We start from the raw sequence: 17,587 nt of genomic DNA, 5'->3' as shown, positions 1-17,587 counted from the left end.
CAGTTTATCACCGTAAAGACGTCACCACAGCACGTAAGGCCTCAACCGTTGGCAATTCGGGGTCACGACTAAGGGTCGCCAGACAAATCGGTTTACTTACAACAGGATCGATTAGTGGCAGCACTTTTGTTCCCTTCAAATCACCCAAAGCGCGGATCAGGACACGGGGCACAACCGTGGCCGCAAGCCCCTCGCGCGCCATGACCATCGACGCGGTAAAGCCGCTGGTTTCGGCGACCACATGCGGATGCAGCCCCTGCTCGGCAAAGATGCGGTCGAGGATACGACGGTTCTGCATCTGCGGCTCCAGAAGGCTGATCGGGAATTCCGCCACCTGAGCCCAGGGGATCGGACCGGTTTCTTCGGTCATATGGGATGGGACCAGCAGTACATAGGTTTCTTCGTACAAAGGCTGTACTTGCCGCAGATCGGTACCGATGCTGTCGCCATAGGTGATGCCCGCGTCCAGACTCCCCTCATCCAGGCGGTGTTGGATGGCCGAGGCAGACATCGTTTCGATTCGCGACAGAATACGTGGATGGGCTTGCTGCAGGCGTTTGATCAGCCGCCCCGTGAACGCAATCGCCGTCGGAATCACGCCCAGAATCAACGTCCCGGTAATCTCACCCCGTGCGGCCAGCACCTGCTGCTCCAGCGCCTTGGCGTCGTCAAGAATACGCCTTGCGCGGCGCACGATCATCTCACCTTCTTCGGTCAGCCCCTGAAACCGGTTGGCCCTGCGAACGATGGACACGCCCAGTCGATCCTCGAGGTTACGAATGCGCATCGAGAACGCTGGCTGGGAAATGCCGCATTCCTCCGCCGCTTTTGCAAAGTGCTGATGCCGCGCCAGGGCGTTAAGAAGTTGGAGGTCGCGGATTTCGATCATGCGGCGGTGTCCTAAAGTCTGGCCCGTCGCACAGTAACGCGTTTGCGTCGCCGTAAAAGCGCTAGTTGCGGTCCGGGCATGGCGCATAGCCGTGGATTGCACTTTGTTCTGCTGCGATGACCGCGCTATCGTGGACCGGAGTCGACATGATGGGCGGAGGACTTCAATGGTCAGAGAACGTTTCGGCTTGGTTGCGTGTATATGGGTGCTGGCGGCGTCGCTGGCTTTTTCGGCAGGAGGAGTTGCCATGGCACAAGAGAATGACGTTTCTGCAGCAAAAAACCTTTCCCGACAGGCTCTTGAAATGTGGGCCGCAGAATCCACGATTGACGAGGCCATTTTCGCCGAAGGCTATCAAAACCATCAAGCGCCATTAGCCTCCGGTGGCACGGGCAGCGTCGACCTGACCACATGGGCCGGCATTGTTGAAGATAACCACAAGGCCTTTCCCGACCTGAAGGTCGAGATTTTGGAACAGACCGCAGAAGGCGACCGCGTATCCACCCACTGGCGCTTTTATGGAACCCAGAATGGCCCCTATCTCGGGCTGCCCGCCACTGGCCGTTCGGTTGACTGGACCGGTGTTCAGATCGACCGAATTGCCAACGGCCAGATAGCAGAAAGCTGGGTCGTGTGGGATTTCTTCACGCAGCGAAAGCAGCTTGGCTTGGAAAACTAAGAACGGCGAACAATGTGCACCCGATCTCCATCTGGATCGGGTACTCCTGCATTGATCAGGTGTTGAACAGGAAATGCATCACATCGCCGTCCTTGACGATGTATCCCTTGCCCTCGGCCCGCATCTTGCCTGCCTCTTTGGCGCCTTGTTCGCCATTGGCGGCGATGTAGTCGTCATAAGCGATGGTTTCGGCGCGGATGAAACCCTTCTCGAAATCACCGTGGATCACGCCAGCCGCCTGCGGCGCGGCTGTACCGGTGCGGATGGTCCAGGCGCGGGCCTCTTTCGGGCCGACGGTGAAATAGGTTTCCAGCTTCAGAAGGTCGTAACCAGCGCGGATCAAACGGTCGAGACCAGGCTCTTCCAGCCCCATCTCCTCAAGGAACATCTGAGCTTCGTCGTCGTCCAGCAGGCTGATTTCTTCTTCGATCTTGGCGCTGATGATGACGTGAGAATTGCCCTGCGCCGCAGCCATCTCGGCAACCTTGGCCGAGTATTCGTTGCCTTCGGCTGCTTCTTCCTCGGACACGTTGCAGACATAGAGCACCGGCTTGGTGGTCAGCAGTTGCAGCATCTTCCAGGCTTTGACGTCTTCGTCTGAAACTTCGACCAAGCGCGCGGGCTTGCCGTTTTCCAGCATCGCTTGCGCCTCGGCCAGCAAGCGTTCCTGCTGCTGCGCCTCTTTGTCGTTGCCTTTTAGCTTGCGGACCAGGTTGGCGCGGCGCTTTTCGATGCTTTCCAGATCGGCCAGCATCAGCTCGGTCTCAATCGTGTCGGCATCGGCCACCGGATCGACACGGCCATCGACATGAGTCACATCACCATCTTCGAAACAACGCAGTACATGCGCGATGGCATCAGTCTCACGAATGTTGGCCAGAAACTGGTTGCCCAGCCCCTCACCTTTCGAGGCGCCCTTCACCAGCCCGGCGATGTCCACAAAGGTCATCCGCGTCGGGATGATCTGTTTTGAACTTGCAATGGCCGCCAGCTTGTCCAGCCGGTCGTCAGGCACGGCCACGTCACCCACATTGGGTTCAATCGTGCAGAACGGGAAGTTCGCAGCCTGCGCAGCCGCGGTTTTGGTCAGCGCATTGAATAGGGTCGACTTGCCCACATTCGGCAATCCCACGATTCCCATTTTAAAGCCCATGACGGCCTCCTGCATACCATTCGAGCGCTGCTTCTATGCAGGTCCGGGGAAATACGCAAGCCGGACCACGGAATGGCCCGCCGGTTCAATTTGCAACATCACAAATCCGTTGGGCATACGTGATCTTGCCTGGATTGAAATCGGCACACTAAGCTCACCATGTAAAACGTTGCGATCAAACAAATAGTGAATACATGATATGAAGTATTTTGCTGCAATCATTGCGCTTCTGTTCGCTGCCCAAACAGCGCAAGCGCAGTCCGTTGTCTTTGGCGCCGGTTTTTCAGATTTTTCTGACAGCCTATCTAAAGACGAAGCTGTAATTTCCGTCGAATACCATCACCGGCCATTTCACGAAGCCACGCGTTTTTCCGCCACATGGGGAGGCGCCCTGACCGTTGATACAGCTGCCGACTTTCATATCGGGATAGGCCTGATCGGAACCTACACCTTTGCCGACCGCTGGTTCGTCGAAGGCAGCGTCATGCCCGGGTATTTTTCAGAAGGTGACGACCTGAACGATCTAGGTGGTGAATTCCAGATTCGCAGCCTGCTGGGCGTCGGCTACACGCTGAACAATGGCAATAGCGTGTCCTTGGCCATTACACATAAGTCCAATGCCAGCACACAGGACGACAACCCGGGCGTAAACTCGGCCTTACTGCGATACCATTGGGCGTTCTGACGTAATCTGCGCCCGCCGGGATTGATTTCCCCTTAAAGTTTCTGCACATCAGGTCTGAACCTGATTGCAAGGACTGCCCATGACCCGTATCGACGCCAAGTTCGCCGCTCTGAAGGAACAAGGAAAGAAAGCCTTTGTCGCCTATATCATGGCCGGCGACCCCGATTTCGATGCATCACTGGAAATCGTAAAGGGTTTGCCGGGCGCCGGTGTCGATGTCATCGAACTAGGGTTGCCCTTCACCGACCCGATGGCGGATGGCCCGACGATCCAGGCCGCCGGTCAGCGTGCGCTGGACGGTGGCATGACTCTGCAACGGACGCTGGATCTGGCGCGGGCGTTTCGCGAAACCGACGACACCACTCCGATTGTGCTGATGGGGTACTACAACCCGATCTATAGCCGCGGGGTCGATAAGTTTCTTGTCGATGCCAAAGAGGCGGGCATCGACGGGTTGATCGTGGTCGATCTACCGCCGGAAGAAGACGATGAACTGTGCCTTCCCGCGCAGGCCGCAGGTTTGAACTTCATTCGCCTTGCGACACCGACCACGGATGATAAACGCCTGCCGCGCGTCCTGCAGAACACATCCGGCTTTGTTTATTACGTCTCGATCACTGGCATTACGGGCGCGGCAGAGGCCGAAGCCACAAATGTCGGCCCCGAAGTCGCGCGGATCAAGTCCGCAACTGATCTGCCTGTCATCGTTGGCTTCGGGATCAATACGCCCGAGAAATCACGGGCAATCGCAACCGTGGCCGACGGTGCTGTGGTCGGATCAGCCATCGTCAGCCAGATCGCTGCTGGCAAACCCGCCGCCGAAGTGCTGGACTTTGTAAAAACTCTGGCGGACGGTGCGCACTCGGTCTGATCCCGAGCTTTTCGCATTTCAACGCAGTCTGCCCCGGTCGGCTGCGTTTTTTGTTGTCTGATTACACGCGTCATTGAACCGCGTTTTCGTGACGTTGCGAGATCTGAAGGTAATTGGTAAAGAAAAAGAACCAGTCTTGCAAAGGCCGAAACACATGCCCGTGATCACCAATATTGACGACCTGAAACGCATCTACGAACGCCGTGTACCGCGCATGTTTTTCGACTATGCTGAAAGCGGCAGCTGGACCGAGCAGACCTTCCGCGACAACAGCTCGGACTTTGAAGATATAAGACTGCGCCAGCGGGTTGCGGTGGACATGGACGGGCGCTCGACCGCTTCGCAAATGATCGGTGAGGACGTCGCGATGCCGGTGGCACTCGCCCCTGTTGGCCTGACGGGCATGCAGCACGCGGATGGCGAAATGAAGGCCGCAAAGGCTGCCGAAGAATTTGGAGTACCATTCACGCTGTCGACTATGTCGATCAACTCGATCGAAGATGTTGCTGAGTATACGGACAAGCCCTTTTGGTTTCAGCTCTATACCATGAAAGATCAGGACTATGTGGGCCGACTGATCCAACGTGCCAAGGATGCCAACTGTTCGGCACTGGTCATTACCCTGGATCTGCAAATTCTGGGCCAGCGGCACAAAGACCTGAAAAACGGCCTGTCGGCCCCGCCGAAACTGACCGCCAAGACGATCGCCAACCTGATGACCAAATGGGCTTGGGGGATCGAGATGCTGGGTGCACATCGGCGCGAGTTCGGCAATATCGTTGGTCATGCCGAGGGCGTTTCGGACGCTTCATCCCTGGGCGCATGGACGGCCGAGCAGTTCGATCCCAGCCTTGACTGGAGCAAGGTCGAGAAGCTGATGGAACAATGGGGCGGCAAAGTTATTCTGAAGGGCATACTGGACGCCGAGGACGCCAGGATGGCGGCCAAGCTTGGTGCCGATGCCATCGTCGTATCAAACCATGGCGGGCGCCAGCTGGACGGCGCGCTCAGTTCGATCCGTGTACTGCCCGAGATCTTGGACGCCGTCGGCAGTGACGTCGAAGTCCACCTGGACAGCGGTATCCGCTCGGGACAGGACGTTCTGAAAGCTTTGGCATTGGGTGCAAAAGGCACGTATATCGGTCGTGCTTTCGTCTACGGGCTTGGCGCGATGGGCCAAAAAGGCGTGGCTACAGCGTTGGATGTCATCCACAAGGAACTGGACACCACAATGGCGCTGTGCGGCGAGCGGAATGTAGATAGTCTGGGCCGCCACAACCTGTTGATCCCCGAAGATTTCGGCGGTCGTTGGCAAAAGTGACCCTGCGCGCCAAAGGGGGCGCTGCCCCCGCCGCCCTTTGGGCGACTCCCCCGAGGTATTTGTAGCCAGATGAAGCAGGGGATCCTTTATTCATCTGGCTGAAAAAACCTCGGAGCAAGAGGCAGGGCCTCGCAAAAATAAGATGGGTCAAAACCCCTTTCCAATCCGGATGAATCACGCTAAGGACGCGGCTTCACGCGGGCATACAGCCTTGGAGGATGCCCGCCCTAACATTGGAGAATTATCATGGCTGGAGAGATTCCTGATCTCGTAGCTCTGGAACGGACGGGGACAGGCAAGGGCGCCGCTCGTCAGGTACGCCGCGACGGCATGGTTCCGGGCGTTGTATTCGGTGGCGACAAAGACCCGCTGGCGATTCAGATCCCGTTCAACGAACTGTTCAAGCGCCTGAAAGCTGGTCGGTTCAAGTCGACCCTGTGGAACCTGAAGGTTGAAGGTCACGAAGACGTTCGCGTCATCTGCCGCGACGTTCAGCGTGACGTTGTCAAAGACCTGCCGACCCACCTGGACCTGATGCGCCTGCGTCGGACCACCAAGATCGCGCTGTTCATCCCCGTTGAGTTCATCAACGAAGAAGCAGCCCCCGGCATCAAGAAGGGCGGCGTTTTGACCGTTGTTCGTCCGGAAGTCGAACTGATGTGCACCGCTGGTGACATTCCTGAGAAGATCGTCGTCGACGTCACCGGAATGAACATCAACGACGTTGTCACCATCTCGGCGGTTGACCTGCCTGCAGGCACCAAGCCGACCATCGACCGTGACTTCGTGATCGCGAACGTCTCGGCACCGACCGGCCTGTCGACCAGCGACGACGAAGAAGGTGATGAAGCAGAAGTGGCCGCAGACGAAGTTGAAGTCGTCGGCCAGGAAGCTGAAGAATAAGTTCAGTTTCAACTGTTCTGATTTTGAAACGGGGTTCCATCGGAGCCCCGTTTTTTGTCGGGTGCGGATTTTCGCATTTGATCGCAGGCTGTGCTAAGTTCGCGGCCAGTGGCCATATTGGAAGGCCACAAGCCCATCGATTAGTTCAGTGGAGCCCGCGATTATGAAACCCCAATCCAATTTCCTACCCGCCCTCATTTCAATGACCATCTGTGCAGCCTCTGGGCCTGCGGCCTTTGCCCAGGTGCAGGACACGCTGCCCAGTCAGGAAGACGTGGCCGAACGGTTCACCTCGGATCATTTCTCGCCATACGCTGGTCGAACCTTCCCGACACGGCCACTGTGGGGCGATACGCATCTTCATACCGAGGTGTCCGTGGATGCAGGAACCATGACCCGCCTCAGCCAAGAGGACGCGTTCAGGTTTGCAAAAGGCCATGAGGTCACGACAACGCACGGATTGCAGGCAAAGCTCTCTCGCCCATTGGATTGGCTTGTGATCTCGGACCATGCGGAAATGTACGGGCTGATGCCTCAGCTACTTGGTGGGGATCAGAACGTCCTGTCCACGCCACAGGGCAAATCCTGGTATGACGCACTGACCAGCAACGATAATGACGTGATTTTTGCCACGGCGATGGAAATTGTGGCGTCGCTGTCCGGAGACGAACCTCCGATCGACAATCCAAAAGCGGTCAAGGACGCGTGGCAAGACTACACATCCCTGGCGGACCAATACAACGAACCCGGCATCTTCACGGCGCTGATCGGGTACGAGTGGACGTCCGAGGGCGGTGACAACATCCACCGCAACGTGATTTTCAGGGATGGCGCGGCCATGGCCAATCAGGTGCTGCCGTTCTCGCAATTCGACAGTAAAAACCCCGAAGACCTTTGGGCACATCTGGCTGACTACGAAGATCGGACCGGTGGTGACGTTTTGGCGATTCCGCATAACGGCAACCTGTCCAATGGGCGGCTGTTCTCGGTTTCGAATTTCGACGGTACTCCGCTGACAGAGGAAAACGCGCGTTTGCGTGCCCGGTTCGAACCGGTCATCGAAACAACCCAGATCAAAGGTGACAGCGAAGCGCATCCATTCCTGAGCCCGGACGACGAGTTTGCTGATTTCGACACCTGGGACGCGTCGAACCTGAACGGTACTGAGGCCAAAACTCAGGACATGCTGCAATACGAATACTCGCGTGAGGCCTACAAAACCGGGCTGTTGCTGGAAGAGCAACTGGGCATCAATCCATACAAGGTCGGCCAGATCGGCTCGACCGATGCACATACGGGTATGTCTGCCGTGGAAGAGGAAAACTTCTTTGGCAAGCATTCCGGCGTGGAACCAGAACCCCACCGGTGGGAGCATCTGGTGATTGAGGCTCCCGATCCGGAGTTTTCTATTTATGGATGGAAACAGGCCTCGGGCGGATACGCGGCGGTTTGGGCCACCGAAAACACGCGTGAGGCTATCTTTGATGCACTGGAGCGGCGCGAGGTCTATGGCACTACCGGCTCTCGTATCCTTGTGCGGTTCTTCGGAGGCTGGGACTTTGCCGAAGAGGATGCGCTGTCCCGACTGCCGGCCGATATCGGGTATGCCAAGGGCGTTCCAATGGGTGCGGATTTGCCCAGCAACACGGGTGACGGCGCGCCGAACTTCCTGATTGCGGCTTTGAAAGACCCTTACAGCGGAAATCTTGACCGCGTTCAGGTCATCAAAGGCTGGTTGAACGCTGATGGGACGCGCGGTGAAAAGGTCTATGATGTCGCTTGGGGCGGTGATCGCGCACCTGGTGCGGACGGCAAGCTGCCCTCGGTCGGGAATACTGTGGACGTAGAAAACGCCACCTGGACCAATACGATAGGCGCATCGGAACTGATCACGTATTGGCAGGACCCCGAATTCGATCCGTCACAACGGGCGTTCTATTACGTCCGCGTCATCGAAATACCAACACCGCGCTGGACGGCATATGAGGCCAAACGGTTCAACGTTCAGATGGACTCTGACGTGCCGATGACCACGACCGAACGCGCTTATACCTCGCCCATCTGGTACACGCCCGAAGGCTAAGGCCGGTCCCTTGCAACCCTGCCCCGGCTGGATTTCCGATCCAATTCGGGGCATGAGAGGGCAAAGCGAACAAGTAAGCGCGGAGCAGAACCATGAAATTATTTGTCGGACTGGGAAATCCGGGTCAGAAGTATGCCCGGAACCGCCACAATATCGGCTTCATGGCACTGGACAGGATTGCCGATGATCATGGGTTCGGCCCGTGGAAATCCAAATTTCAGGCAGAAATCTCCGAAGGTCGACTGGGCTCGGACAAGGTTTTGCTGATCAAACCGCAAACCTTCATGAACCGCTCGGGCCAGTCTGTTGGCGAGGCGATGCGGTTCTACAAACTGGATTCGACCGACGTTACCGTCTTTCACGACGAACTGGACCTTGCACCGGGCAAAGTGCGCGTCAAAGCAGGCGGAGGCCACGCGGGCCACAACGGATTGCGTTCGATCCACGAGCATATCAGCCCGGCCTATGACCGTGTGCGTCTGGGGATCGGTCATCCGGGTCGCAAGGAAATGGTCTCACCCTATGTCCTGAGTGATTTTGCCAAGGCCGACGCCGAGTGGCTGGATGACGTGCTGCGCGGGGTATCTGATGGTGCCGCCCATCTGGCCAACGGCGATGGTGGCAAATTCATGAACGCGGTCGCGTTGCGGACGGCGCCGCCGCGTTCGTCGAAATCCCCTGCGACGCCTGCAAAACCGGTTACCAAGCCAGCACCGGAACCCAAGGCCGACGAACGGTCAGCCATGCAAAAACTGCTGGACAAGTTCAGATAGAGCCATTGATGTTGCCGTTACGTCTCAATTGCGAACTCACCCACATCGCGGTCCAATACGGTACGAAAACGGGAGGTATCATATGCGGGTCCTGATTAAATGGGTGCTGCGCATCCTATTGATGCTGGTGCTGGCAGCTGTGGTTGTTGGCTTTTGGAAGCGCGAAGAGATTCAGCGACTGATGGCCGTGAACTCTTTGTTTACCGAAGAAAAGATCGTTCACAACTTCTCTCATATGAACGACGCCTTCCTCACCGTTGATCTGCCGCGGGGCGACGGTCCGACCTATGAACTGCCCTACGGGCCCGGGTTTGATCTGCCCGATGGTACGGATGCCTGGATCGAAGAGCGCTCGGTGACCTCATTGCTTGTCATGCAGGACGGGCAGATCCGGTTCGAAGAGTATTATCTGGAAACAACCCCTGAGGACCGCCGGATTTCATGGTCCGTCGCCAAGAGTTACCTGTCCGCCCTGTTCGGCATTCTGATGGCCGAAGGTGCGATCGACTCGCTGGATGATCCCGTGGTCAAATATGCACCGAAACTGGAAGGAACCGCCTATGACGGCGCGACGATCCGCAACGTGCTGAACATGGCCAGTGGCGTCACCTTCGACGAAGACTATTTTGACTATAACTCGGACATCAACCGGATGGGTCGCGTTATCGCCTTGGGCGGAGAGCTGGACGATTTCGCCGCCTCGCTGAACGAAACCTTCGCTGTGCCTGGCGAGACATGGCAATACGTCTCTATCGACACGCATGTGCTGGGAATGGTCATCCGCGGAGCAACGGGGCGCAGCGTGCCAGAATTGATGACCGAATGGATCATTGCACCATTGGGGCTGGAGCGTGACGGGTATTATATTACCGATGGCTCGGGCGTTGCCTTTGTGCTGGCAGGGTTGAACTTCACCACCCGCGACTTTGCCCGGTTCGGCCAAATGATCCTGCAAAACGGCGAGCATAACGGTCAGCAGATCGTTCCTGCCGAGTGGATTGCAGAGTCGGTGTTTCCCAGCGCCCCCACCGAAGCCGGAGAGATCGGCTATGGGTATCAATGGTGGGTTCCCATCGGCGCGCATGAAGGAGAGTTTCTGGCCCGCGGTATCTATGGCCAGTACATCTATTTCGATCAGCCGCGCGGCGTTCTGATCGTCTCTACCGCAGCTGATCGCGGATTTCGCGACGAGGGCGTCAACGAGGGCAACATAGAAATGTTCCGCAGCATCGCCCAAAGCCTGTAAGGTGTGCCTATGCAAAAACTGGATAGCATAAATGTTCTGGGGGGCGTGCTTGCCCCCTGTTCCCGCGATCCGCTGACCGGGTTCTTCCGGGATGGTGCCTGCAACACCTGCATCGAAGACCAAGGCAGCCACACGGTCTGCGCGGTCATGACGGCCGAATTTCTAGCCTACTCCAAATATGTCGGCAATGACCTCAGCACACCACGCCCCGAGTTCAATTTTCCCGGCTTAAAGCCTGGTGACAACTGGTGTTTGTGTGCTGCAAGGTTCCTGCAAGCCCATGATGAAGGTTGCGCGCCCAAAGTCCATCTGGAAGCTACGCATCAACGGGCGCTGGACATCGTGCCAATTGTTATTTTGCGCCAATACGCGGCTCAACCCGATTGACGCCGGTTTAAAAAGTCATCAATGAAACCCGCCAGCCGGCACTTTGTTTAGCAAGCGCGAAAACGTCAAAAAAACGAGGTAGGCTATGAGCTTTATCGCCATGAACCGCTTCAAAGTCCGTCCGGGCAGCGAAGCCGATTTCGAAACCGTCTGGAAGGACCGGGAAAGCCGCCTGAAGGAGGTGCCGGGCTTTCAGGAATTCCGTCTTCTAAAGGGTCCCGAGGGCGAAGGTTACCGTCTGTATTCCAGCCACGTGATCTGGGACAGCTGGAGCGATTTCGAAGCATGGACCAAATCCGAACAATTCCGCGACGCGCACAGGAATGCGGGTAACGGCAACACGCAATCTGCGCTGATGGGACCACCTCAGTTCGAGGGCTTCGAAACCGTCCTGCATCAGAAGCGACGCGAAGTTGCCGGCACTCGCCTTGCAGCGGTTTAGCAATCACACAGCGCGGGCCAAGTAACCGCGGGATGTGCGCGATGGCGGGCCGGTTGGAAAACTGTGTTCCGCCTCCAGTTGCCAACCCGCGACTTCAAGCATTTGGGCCACCCTTCGCGGTCTGAACGATCGGTGGCGCCATTGAAACCAGATGATGGCGTTGCACCAGTGTGGTTTGCTGACAACCAGCCAAAGCTTCGCCGCAGGGGCTGCCAAACGGCGCATTCGGCGTAAGGCGTCGGTTGGGTCTTCGCAATGCTCAAGAACATGGGCGGCAAGAACACAGTCGAAAGGCTCGGCTGACTGATAGTCCTCCAAACGCGAGCGCGCAGTGTCTGCAGCTACACCCCTCTTGGCCAAAGCACGCTCGGCCTGGTCAAGCATTTTCCCCGACGGCTCCACTAAGGTAACGCGTCCTTCGGGTCGAATGACCGCGCGCGCCTCGGCAAAAGCGCCTGTCCCGCACCCTACATCCAACCCATTGTCGCCAAGACTCGCTGCCGATCCGGTCGAGAGAAAACCCAGATAGGCGTCAAAATAGCCAAGCAGACGCATTTTATCCGCCCAGCCAGGGGCTGCAGCGTCGTACTTTTGATCGAGTTTTTCCGAACTGGATGCGTTCTGCATGCCCCGCAAGGTGACATGAAACACCCGGGGCGCAAAGCCCCGGGAATTGTTAGTCGGCCGAGCGACCTTCAGTGTCGGACATGTCGAAGTTCAGGTACTTCGCGACAGTCTGAACATCCTTGTCGCCCCGCCCGCACATGTTCATGCAAATCAGGTGATCTTTGGGCAGATCCGGAGCAATTTTCATTACGTGAGCCAACGCATGGCTGGGCTCCAGCGCCGGGATGATGCCTTCGGTGGCGCAGCACAGCTGGAATGCCTCCAGCGCCTCTTTGTCGGTGATGGCGACATAGTTCGCGCGGCCGATATCGTTCAGCCAGGAGTGCTCAGGCCCGATGCCCGGATAATCCAGACCGGCCGAGATCGAATAGCCTTCGAGGATCTGGCCGTCGTCGTCCTGCAGCAGATAGGTCCGGTTGCCATGCAGCACGCCCGGACGACCACCGGTCAACGAGGCGCAATGCTCCATTTTCTCGTTTACACCCTTGCCGCCCGCTTCGACGCCAATGATGTTGACCTCTTTGTCGTCGAGGAACGGGTAGAACAGGCCCATTGCGTTCGAGCCACCGCCAATAGCGGCAATGATCGTGTCGGGCAAGCGACCCTCGGCCTTCATCATCTGCTCTTTGGCTTCCTTGCCGATGATCGACTGGAAGTCGCGCACCATAGCCGGGTACGGGTGCGGACCTGCCACGGTGCCGATGCAGTAGAACGTGTCACGGACATTGGTCACCCAGTCACGCAGCGCGTCGTTCATCGCGTCTTTCAGCGTGCCACGGCCGGAGGTCACCGGAATCACTTCGGCGCCCAGCAAACGCATACGGAAGACGTTGGGTGCCTGACGCTGCACGTCATGCGCGCCCATGTAGACCACGCATTTCAGGCCGAACTTGGCGCAGACCGTGGCAGTGGCCACGCCGTGCTGCCCTGCCCCGGTTTCTGCGATGATCCGGGTCTTGCCCATGCGACGCGCCAGGATGATCTGGCCCAGCACGTTGTTGATCTTGTGCGCGCCAGTGTGGTTCAGCTCATCACGTTTGAGGTAAATCTTCGCGCCGCCCAGATGCTCCGTCAGGCGTTCCGCGAAATACAGCGGCGACGGGCGGCCCACATAGTTGGCCCAAAGATCATCCATCTCGGCCCAGAAGGTCGGGTCATCCTTGGCCTTCTCATATTCCTCTTCCAGCGACAGGATCAGCGGCATCAGCGTTTCGCTGACAAACCGTCCGCCGAATATGCCAAAGCGCCCCTGCTCATCAGGACCGGACATGAAGGAATTGAAAAGATCGTTGGCCATGGGTGTCTCCCTCGTCGTACCCGTTGTTCATAGGTGGTGGCGGCGCGATTTGCCATGGCAAAACGTATCATTCCGCAGGCTGATAGCGATGCCTCCAAATCCGCAGCGCCTGTTCCTGTGTTGGAACTGCGATGCATGAAAAGTGGTGGAACTCATGCGTAACCGAAAGCCGGTCCGACACTTCCAGAACGCGCCGATGAGGACCCGAATGCGCAAAGGTCAGCATCGCTTCGACATCCTGCCAGACGCTGAGCGAGAAATAGAGCCCATTGTGCGGGAACAACTGCGCATGCTCACACAAGGGATCGCCTTGTGCCTGCTTCAACGCCTGCCCGGCGCGCCAAAAGAACTCGGGCGCATTGTACCAGTGTTTCAGGGTAACCCCGCCGATCGCTGCGAGCATATCCATCCCTCCCACAGCTATATACGGGGAAACCCGTCGGCCAGATCAACGGGTGGCGGAAATAAATTCCCGAATCTTAATGAGGTCTTTAACTCCCGGAGAGCTTTCCACCCCGGAAGAGACATCAACCTGTTTCGCACCGGTCATACGGATCGCTTCCGCGACGTTTTCGGGCGTGAGCCCCCCGGCCAGCATCCAGGGCCGCTGCCAGTATTTCCGGCCCGCCAACAGACGCCAGTCAAACGCCAAGCCGTTGCCCCCTGGCAATTCCGAGGTGCGCGGCGGTTTCGCGTCGATCAGCAACTGATCGGCCACTTCGGAGTACAGATCAATCGCGCTCAGGTCTTCGGCCTCGGCGATACCGATTGCTTTCATAACCGGCAGGCCAAACCTTTCGCGCACGTCCGATACCCGCGCTGGTGTTTCTTTGCCGTGCAGTTGCAGCATATCCAAGGGGACACTGGCCACAATGCGATCCAGCTCTTCATCCGAGGCATTCACGGTCAAGGCAACCTTGGCGATTCCCGCTGGCACCAATTGCGCCAGCTCTGCTGCCGCATCAATTTCCAGATGCCGGGGAGATTTGGGGAAGAACACGAAGCCAACATAGCGCGCACCAGCCTCGGCCGCGGCACGCACGTTATCAGGAGCGGTCAACCCGCAGATTTTGACAGCAATATCTGGCATTGAGGTGCCTCAGCTGGCTTCATCCAGCAAAGCCAGAACTTCATCCTTGCCTTCGCTTTGCTTCTTCTTGAGCTTCTTGACCTCGCGCTCAAGCTTGCGCACCTCGCCAGTTTTGGCCGAGGCGTCACGGCGGTGCTTGTGCTCGCGCAGCCATTCCCACAGGAACCCGATGACCAGCCCGGCGACCACGCCGCCCAGCACCACTACGAACAAGGGCAAGGAGGTCGCGAAGTTAACCCCCAGCATTTCAGCAAGGGCATCCGGCATAAGTTTCAGTTCGACCAACTGGCGATTGGCCAGCGAGATCGACACAAGGACGATCCCAAGGACCGCCAGAAAAGCATATCGAAGGTAGCGCATCATAGCTTAGGCTTTACCGTTCAAACGGTCCCTTAGCAACTTGCCAGTTTTGAAAAATGGAACACATTTTTCTTCAACCTGAACCGTTTCGCCGGTTCTGGGGTTTCGGCCCACGCGCGCATCCCTCTGTTTCACGGAAAATGCACCGAAGCCGCGCAATTCGACGCGGTCACCGCGCGCCATAGCGTCGGTTACTTCTTCGAACACGGTATTCACGATCCGCTCGACATCACGCTGATAGAGATGCGGGTTCTCGTCGGCGATTTTCTGAATCAGTTCTGAACGGATCATGTGCGTTACCCTCCCAGGCGACCGGTTAACCATGTCTAGTGTTCTGGACAGTATAGGAAAAAACCGAGTTCGGGGGAACGTAAACTCTGTGTGCAAAGCCTTCATTTTACAGCAAAGTCGCGCGATTTTTCGCTTGTTCGCGCAATTTCAGCGCTTAAAGCGCGAACGACAGCCGGAATAAGCCCAAAAATCGGAACATATTGATTCGCAACAAAAACGGCCCCGCGCGTCTGCGCGGGGCCGTAAATTCGGCTAGAGCTGTTGCCCGGCTTAGTCGCCGGATTTCAGCGCTGCGCCCAGGATATCGCCCAGCGATGCGCCCGAGTCGGAGGAACCGTACTGTTCCACGGCCTCTTTCTCTTCGGCGATCTCGCGTGCCTTGATCGACAGACCCAGACGACGGGTCTTGCTGTCGACGTTGGTGACGCGAACGTCGATCTTGTCGCTGACCGAGAAACGCTCGGGGCGCTGTTCGGCACGGTCACGCGACAGGTCGGAACGGCGGATGAACGACTTCATGCCTTCGTACTCGACCTCGATGCCGCCATCTTCGATCGCGGTGACTTCGACGGTGATGACCGAGCCACGCTTCACGCCGCCCACAGCTTCGGCGAACTTGTCACCGCCCAGGGCTTTGATCGACAGCGAGATACGCTCTTTCTCAACGTCAACTTCCGAGACAACGGCCGAAACCATATCGCCTTTGCGGTAGTTCTGGATCGCATCCTCGCCACGCTCGTCCCAGGACAGGTCGGACAGGTGAACCATGCCGTCGATGTCGCCTTCGAGGCCAATGAACAGACCGAATTCGGTGATGTTCTTGACTTCGCCTTCGACCTCGGTGCCCTCGGGGTGGGTTTCTGCAAACACTTCCCACGGGTTGCGCTGAGTCTGCTTCAGGCCCAGAGACACGCGGCGCTTGGCGCCGTCGATTTCCAGAACCATGACGTCAACTTCCTGGCTGGTCGAAACGATCTTGCCGGGGTGAACGTTTTTCTTGGTCCAGGACATCTCGGACACGTGCACCAGACCTTCGACACCGGCTTCCAGCTCGACGAACGCGCCGTAATCGGTGATGTTGGTGACGCGACCCTGATGGACCGAGCCCAGCGGGTACTTGGCAGCAACCAGATCCCACGGATCTTCCTGCAGCTGCTTCATGCCCAGGCTGATGCGGTGGGTCTCTTTGTTGATCTTGATGACCTGAACCTTGATGGTTTCGCCGATCGTCAGGATCTCGGACGGGTGGTTCACACGGCGCCATGCCATGTCAGTGACGTGCAGCAGGCCGTCAACGCCGCCCAGGTCAACAAACGCACCGTATTCGGTGATGTTCTTGACGACACCCTCGACGGTCTGACCTTCGGACAGGTTGCCGATGACTTCGGCACGCTGTTCGGCACGCGATTCTTCCAGGATTGCGCGACGCGAAACAACGATGTTGCCACGGCGGCGGTCCATTTTCAGAATCTGGAACGGCTGCTTCAGACCCATCAGCGGGCCAGCGTCGCGCACGGGGCGAACGTCAACCTGCGAGCCGGGCAGGAACGCAACTGCGCCACCCAGATCGACGGTGAAGCCACCTTTGACGCGACCAAAGATTGCACCTTCGACGCGCTGGTCGTCGGCGTATGCTTTTTCCAGACGGTCCCATGCCTCTTCACGGCGGGCCATCTCGCGCGAGATGACAGCTTCGCCACGGGCGTTTTCTGCGGCACGCAGGTAAACTTCTACCTCGTCGCCAACAGCGATTTCAGGGGCTTCGCCAGGATTTGCGAATTCTTTCAGATCAACGCGGCCTTCCATTTTGTAGCCTACGTCGATGATGGCTTGGCCGGCTTCGATCGCCAGAACCTTGCCTTTGACAACAGAACCCTCTTCGGGTGTGTCCATTTCGAAGCTTTCGTTCAGGAGGGCTTCGAATTCCTCCATAGATGTATCAGCCATGTGGCGTTCATTTCCTTTACATAACGTTTTTGCTGGCCGAGCGGTTGTCTCCGCCGGTCTTGTTTCATGATGCCATCAGGCGTGACCCGGTGCGCCCCTGAGCAAACAAACACAAAGGGCCGAGGTTTCCCGGCCCTGCTCAGATACGCCATCCGGACGTTGACCGCCCTTTTGTTGACAGCGCGCATATATGCGGAATTCCTGACAGGTGCAAGAGGAAAGCCTTGAAATACAGGGCCCGAACCACCTTAGGTGCGATCCGGTCCGCCGGTTCAGCCGCCTGTGTCCCAAACCCCTGCGTCCCGCCTCAGCATGGATTGTTCAATCGCATTCAAATGGGCGCACGCCGCAGATGGGTTATGTGTTCCGCCTGCCTTGTTCCAAATGCGCAGGGCCGATTTTGGACTCCAGGGCAGGCAAGCCGAAGAAAGCCAATGGCGCAATTCGGCCGGCAATGCGTCATAGGCTTTCATCGGCGAACCAACCCGCCTGCGCCGCTTGATCTGGCTTCGCAAATTACGTGTCTTTCTACGATCAGTCACT

At 57.6% G+C, this 17,587-nt stretch carries 20 protein-coding genes; 10 read left to right on the top strand and 10 right to left on the bottom strand.

Translation table 11 applies throughout. From position 1 onward, the window contains the following. Nucleotides 1-7: 7 nt before the first annotated feature. Nucleotides 8-889: a LysR family transcriptional regulator gene (locus MHN28_RS03230; RefSeq protein ID WP_239335874.1), complete on the bottom strand. Its 882-nt coding sequence runs from the start codon at nucleotides 887-889 to the stop codon at nucleotides 8-10. Between the two features lie 205 nt (nucleotides 890-1,094). On the opposite strand from MHN28_RS03230, the gene MHN28_RS03225 reads away from it, so the two are divergent. Beyond that, a complete protein-coding gene (locus tag MHN28_RS03225) occupies nucleotides 1,095-1,568 on the top strand; it encodes an ester cyclase (RefSeq protein ID WP_239335870.1) in 474 nt (157 codons plus the stop codon). Between the two features lie 55 nt (nucleotides 1,569-1,623). On the opposite strand, the gene ychF is transcribed toward MHN28_RS03225, so the two are convergent. Further along, nucleotides 1,624-2,721: a redox-regulated ATPase YchF gene (gene ychF, locus MHN28_RS03220; protein WP_239335868.1), complete on the bottom strand. Its 1,098-nt coding sequence runs from the start codon at nucleotides 2,719-2,721 to the stop codon at nucleotides 1,624-1,626. 199 nt (nucleotides 2,722-2,920) lie between these two features. On the opposite strand from ychF, the gene MHN28_RS03215 reads away from it, so the two are divergent. From MHN28_RS03215 to MHN28_RS03175, 9 genes are all read left to right on the top strand, one after another. After that, a complete protein-coding gene (locus tag MHN28_RS03215) occupies nucleotides 2,921-3,406 on the top strand; it encodes an acyloxyacyl hydrolase (RefSeq protein ID WP_239335866.1) in 486 nt (161 codons plus the stop codon). 79 nt (nucleotides 3,407-3,485) lie between these two features. Next, on the top strand, nucleotides 3,486-4,277 hold the full coding sequence (gene trpA, locus MHN28_RS03210; RefSeq protein ID WP_239335864.1) for a tryptophan synthase subunit alpha: 792 nt from the start codon (nucleotides 3,486-3,488) through the stop codon (nucleotides 4,275-4,277). A 154-nt stretch (nucleotides 4,278-4,431) separates the two neighbouring features. Beyond that, nucleotides 4,432-5,598 (top strand): alpha-hydroxy acid oxidase, encoded by a 1,167-nt coding sequence (locus MHN28_RS03205; protein ID WP_239335862.1) that lies wholly within the window; start codon nucleotides 4,432-4,434, stop codon nucleotides 5,596-5,598. 246 nt (nucleotides 5,599-5,844) lie between these two features. Further along, nucleotides 5,845-6,501 (top strand): 50S ribosomal protein L25/general stress protein Ctc, encoded by a 657-nt coding sequence (locus MHN28_RS03200; protein WP_239335860.1) that lies wholly within the window; start codon nucleotides 5,845-5,847, stop codon nucleotides 6,499-6,501. Nucleotides 6,502-6,664: 163 nt separating this feature from the next. Continuing rightward, a complete protein-coding gene (locus MHN28_RS03195) occupies nucleotides 6,665-8,584 on the top strand; it encodes a DUF3604 domain-containing protein (protein ID WP_239335858.1) in 1,920 nt (639 codons plus the stop codon). A gap of 92 nt (nucleotides 8,585-8,676) precedes the next feature. Next, a complete protein-coding gene (gene pth / locus MHN28_RS03190) occupies nucleotides 8,677-9,357 on the top strand; it encodes an aminoacyl-tRNA hydrolase (RefSeq protein ID WP_239335856.1) in 681 nt (226 codons plus the stop codon). Between the two features lie 82 nt (nucleotides 9,358-9,439). Beyond that, on the top strand, nucleotides 9,440-10,603 hold the full coding sequence (locus tag MHN28_RS03185) for a serine hydrolase (protein ID WP_239335854.1): 1,164 nt from the start codon (nucleotides 9,440-9,442) through the stop codon (nucleotides 10,601-10,603). A 9-nt stretch (nucleotides 10,604-10,612) separates the two neighbouring features. Beyond that, entirely contained in the window at nucleotides 10,613-10,990 is a 378-nt protein-coding gene (locus MHN28_RS03180; protein WP_239335852.1) for a DUF2237 family protein, read from the top strand. An 85-nt stretch (nucleotides 10,991-11,075) separates the two neighbouring features. Further along, nucleotides 11,076-11,432, top strand: coding sequence for an antibiotic biosynthesis monooxygenase (locus MHN28_RS03175; RefSeq protein ID WP_239335850.1), 357 nt, complete (start codon nucleotides 11,076-11,078; stop codon nucleotides 11,430-11,432). 3 nt (nucleotides 11,433-11,435) lie between these two features. On the opposite strand, the gene MHN28_RS03170 is transcribed toward MHN28_RS03175, so the two are convergent. The 8 genes from MHN28_RS03170 to MHN28_RS03135 form a co-directional block, all read right to left on the bottom strand. Further along, nucleotides 11,436-12,059, bottom strand: coding sequence for a class I SAM-dependent methyltransferase (locus tag MHN28_RS03170; protein WP_239335848.1), 624 nt, complete (start codon nucleotides 12,057-12,059; stop codon nucleotides 11,436-11,438). Nucleotides 12,060-12,108: 49 nt separating this feature from the next. Further along, entirely contained in the window at nucleotides 12,109-13,356 is a 1,248-nt protein-coding gene (gene trpB / locus MHN28_RS03165; protein ID WP_239335846.1) for a tryptophan synthase subunit beta, read from the bottom strand. A 67-nt stretch (nucleotides 13,357-13,423) separates the two neighbouring features. Next, a complete protein-coding gene (locus MHN28_RS03160) occupies nucleotides 13,424-13,759 on the bottom strand; it encodes a DUF3291 domain-containing protein (RefSeq protein WP_239335844.1) in 336 nt (111 codons plus the stop codon). Between the two features lie 45 nt (nucleotides 13,760-13,804). Then, nucleotides 13,805-14,446, bottom strand: coding sequence for a phosphoribosylanthranilate isomerase (locus MHN28_RS03155; RefSeq protein WP_239335842.1), 642 nt, complete (start codon nucleotides 14,444-14,446; stop codon nucleotides 13,805-13,807). A gap of 9 nt (nucleotides 14,447-14,455) precedes the next feature. Next, complete coding sequence (locus MHN28_RS03150; RefSeq protein ID WP_239336823.1) at nucleotides 14,456-14,806, bottom strand: lipopolysaccharide assembly protein LapA domain-containing protein; 351 nt, start codon at nucleotides 14,804-14,806, stop codon at nucleotides 14,456-14,458. A gap of 6 nt (nucleotides 14,807-14,812) precedes the next feature. Beyond that, nucleotides 14,813-15,097, bottom strand: coding sequence for an integration host factor subunit beta (gene ihfB, locus MHN28_RS03145; RefSeq protein WP_037310872.1), 285 nt, complete (start codon nucleotides 15,095-15,097; stop codon nucleotides 14,813-14,815). Between the two features lie 270 nt (nucleotides 15,098-15,367). Next, the gene (rpsA, locus tag MHN28_RS03140) at nucleotides 15,368-17,044 is read right to left on the bottom strand and encodes a 30S ribosomal protein S1 (RefSeq protein ID WP_239335840.1); all 1,677 of its coding nucleotides are present in this window, start codon (nucleotides 17,042-17,044) and stop codon (nucleotides 15,368-15,370) included. 272 nt (nucleotides 17,045-17,316) lie between these two features. After that, nucleotides 17,317-17,586, bottom strand: a complete 270-nt coding sequence (locus MHN28_RS03135; protein ID WP_370645647.1) for a DUF6525 family protein — start codon at nucleotides 17,584-17,586, stop codon at nucleotides 17,317-17,319. Nucleotide 17,587 lies beyond the last annotated feature (1 nt).

The organism is Ruegeria sp. Ofav3-42, from assembly GCF_022347725.1.
Classification (GTDB): domain Bacteria; phylum Pseudomonadota; class Alphaproteobacteria; order Rhodobacterales; family Rhodobacteraceae; genus Ruegeria.
The sequence above is the reverse complement of the archived record's forward strand: the minus strand, read 5'-3'. Positions and strand labels throughout refer to the sequence as shown.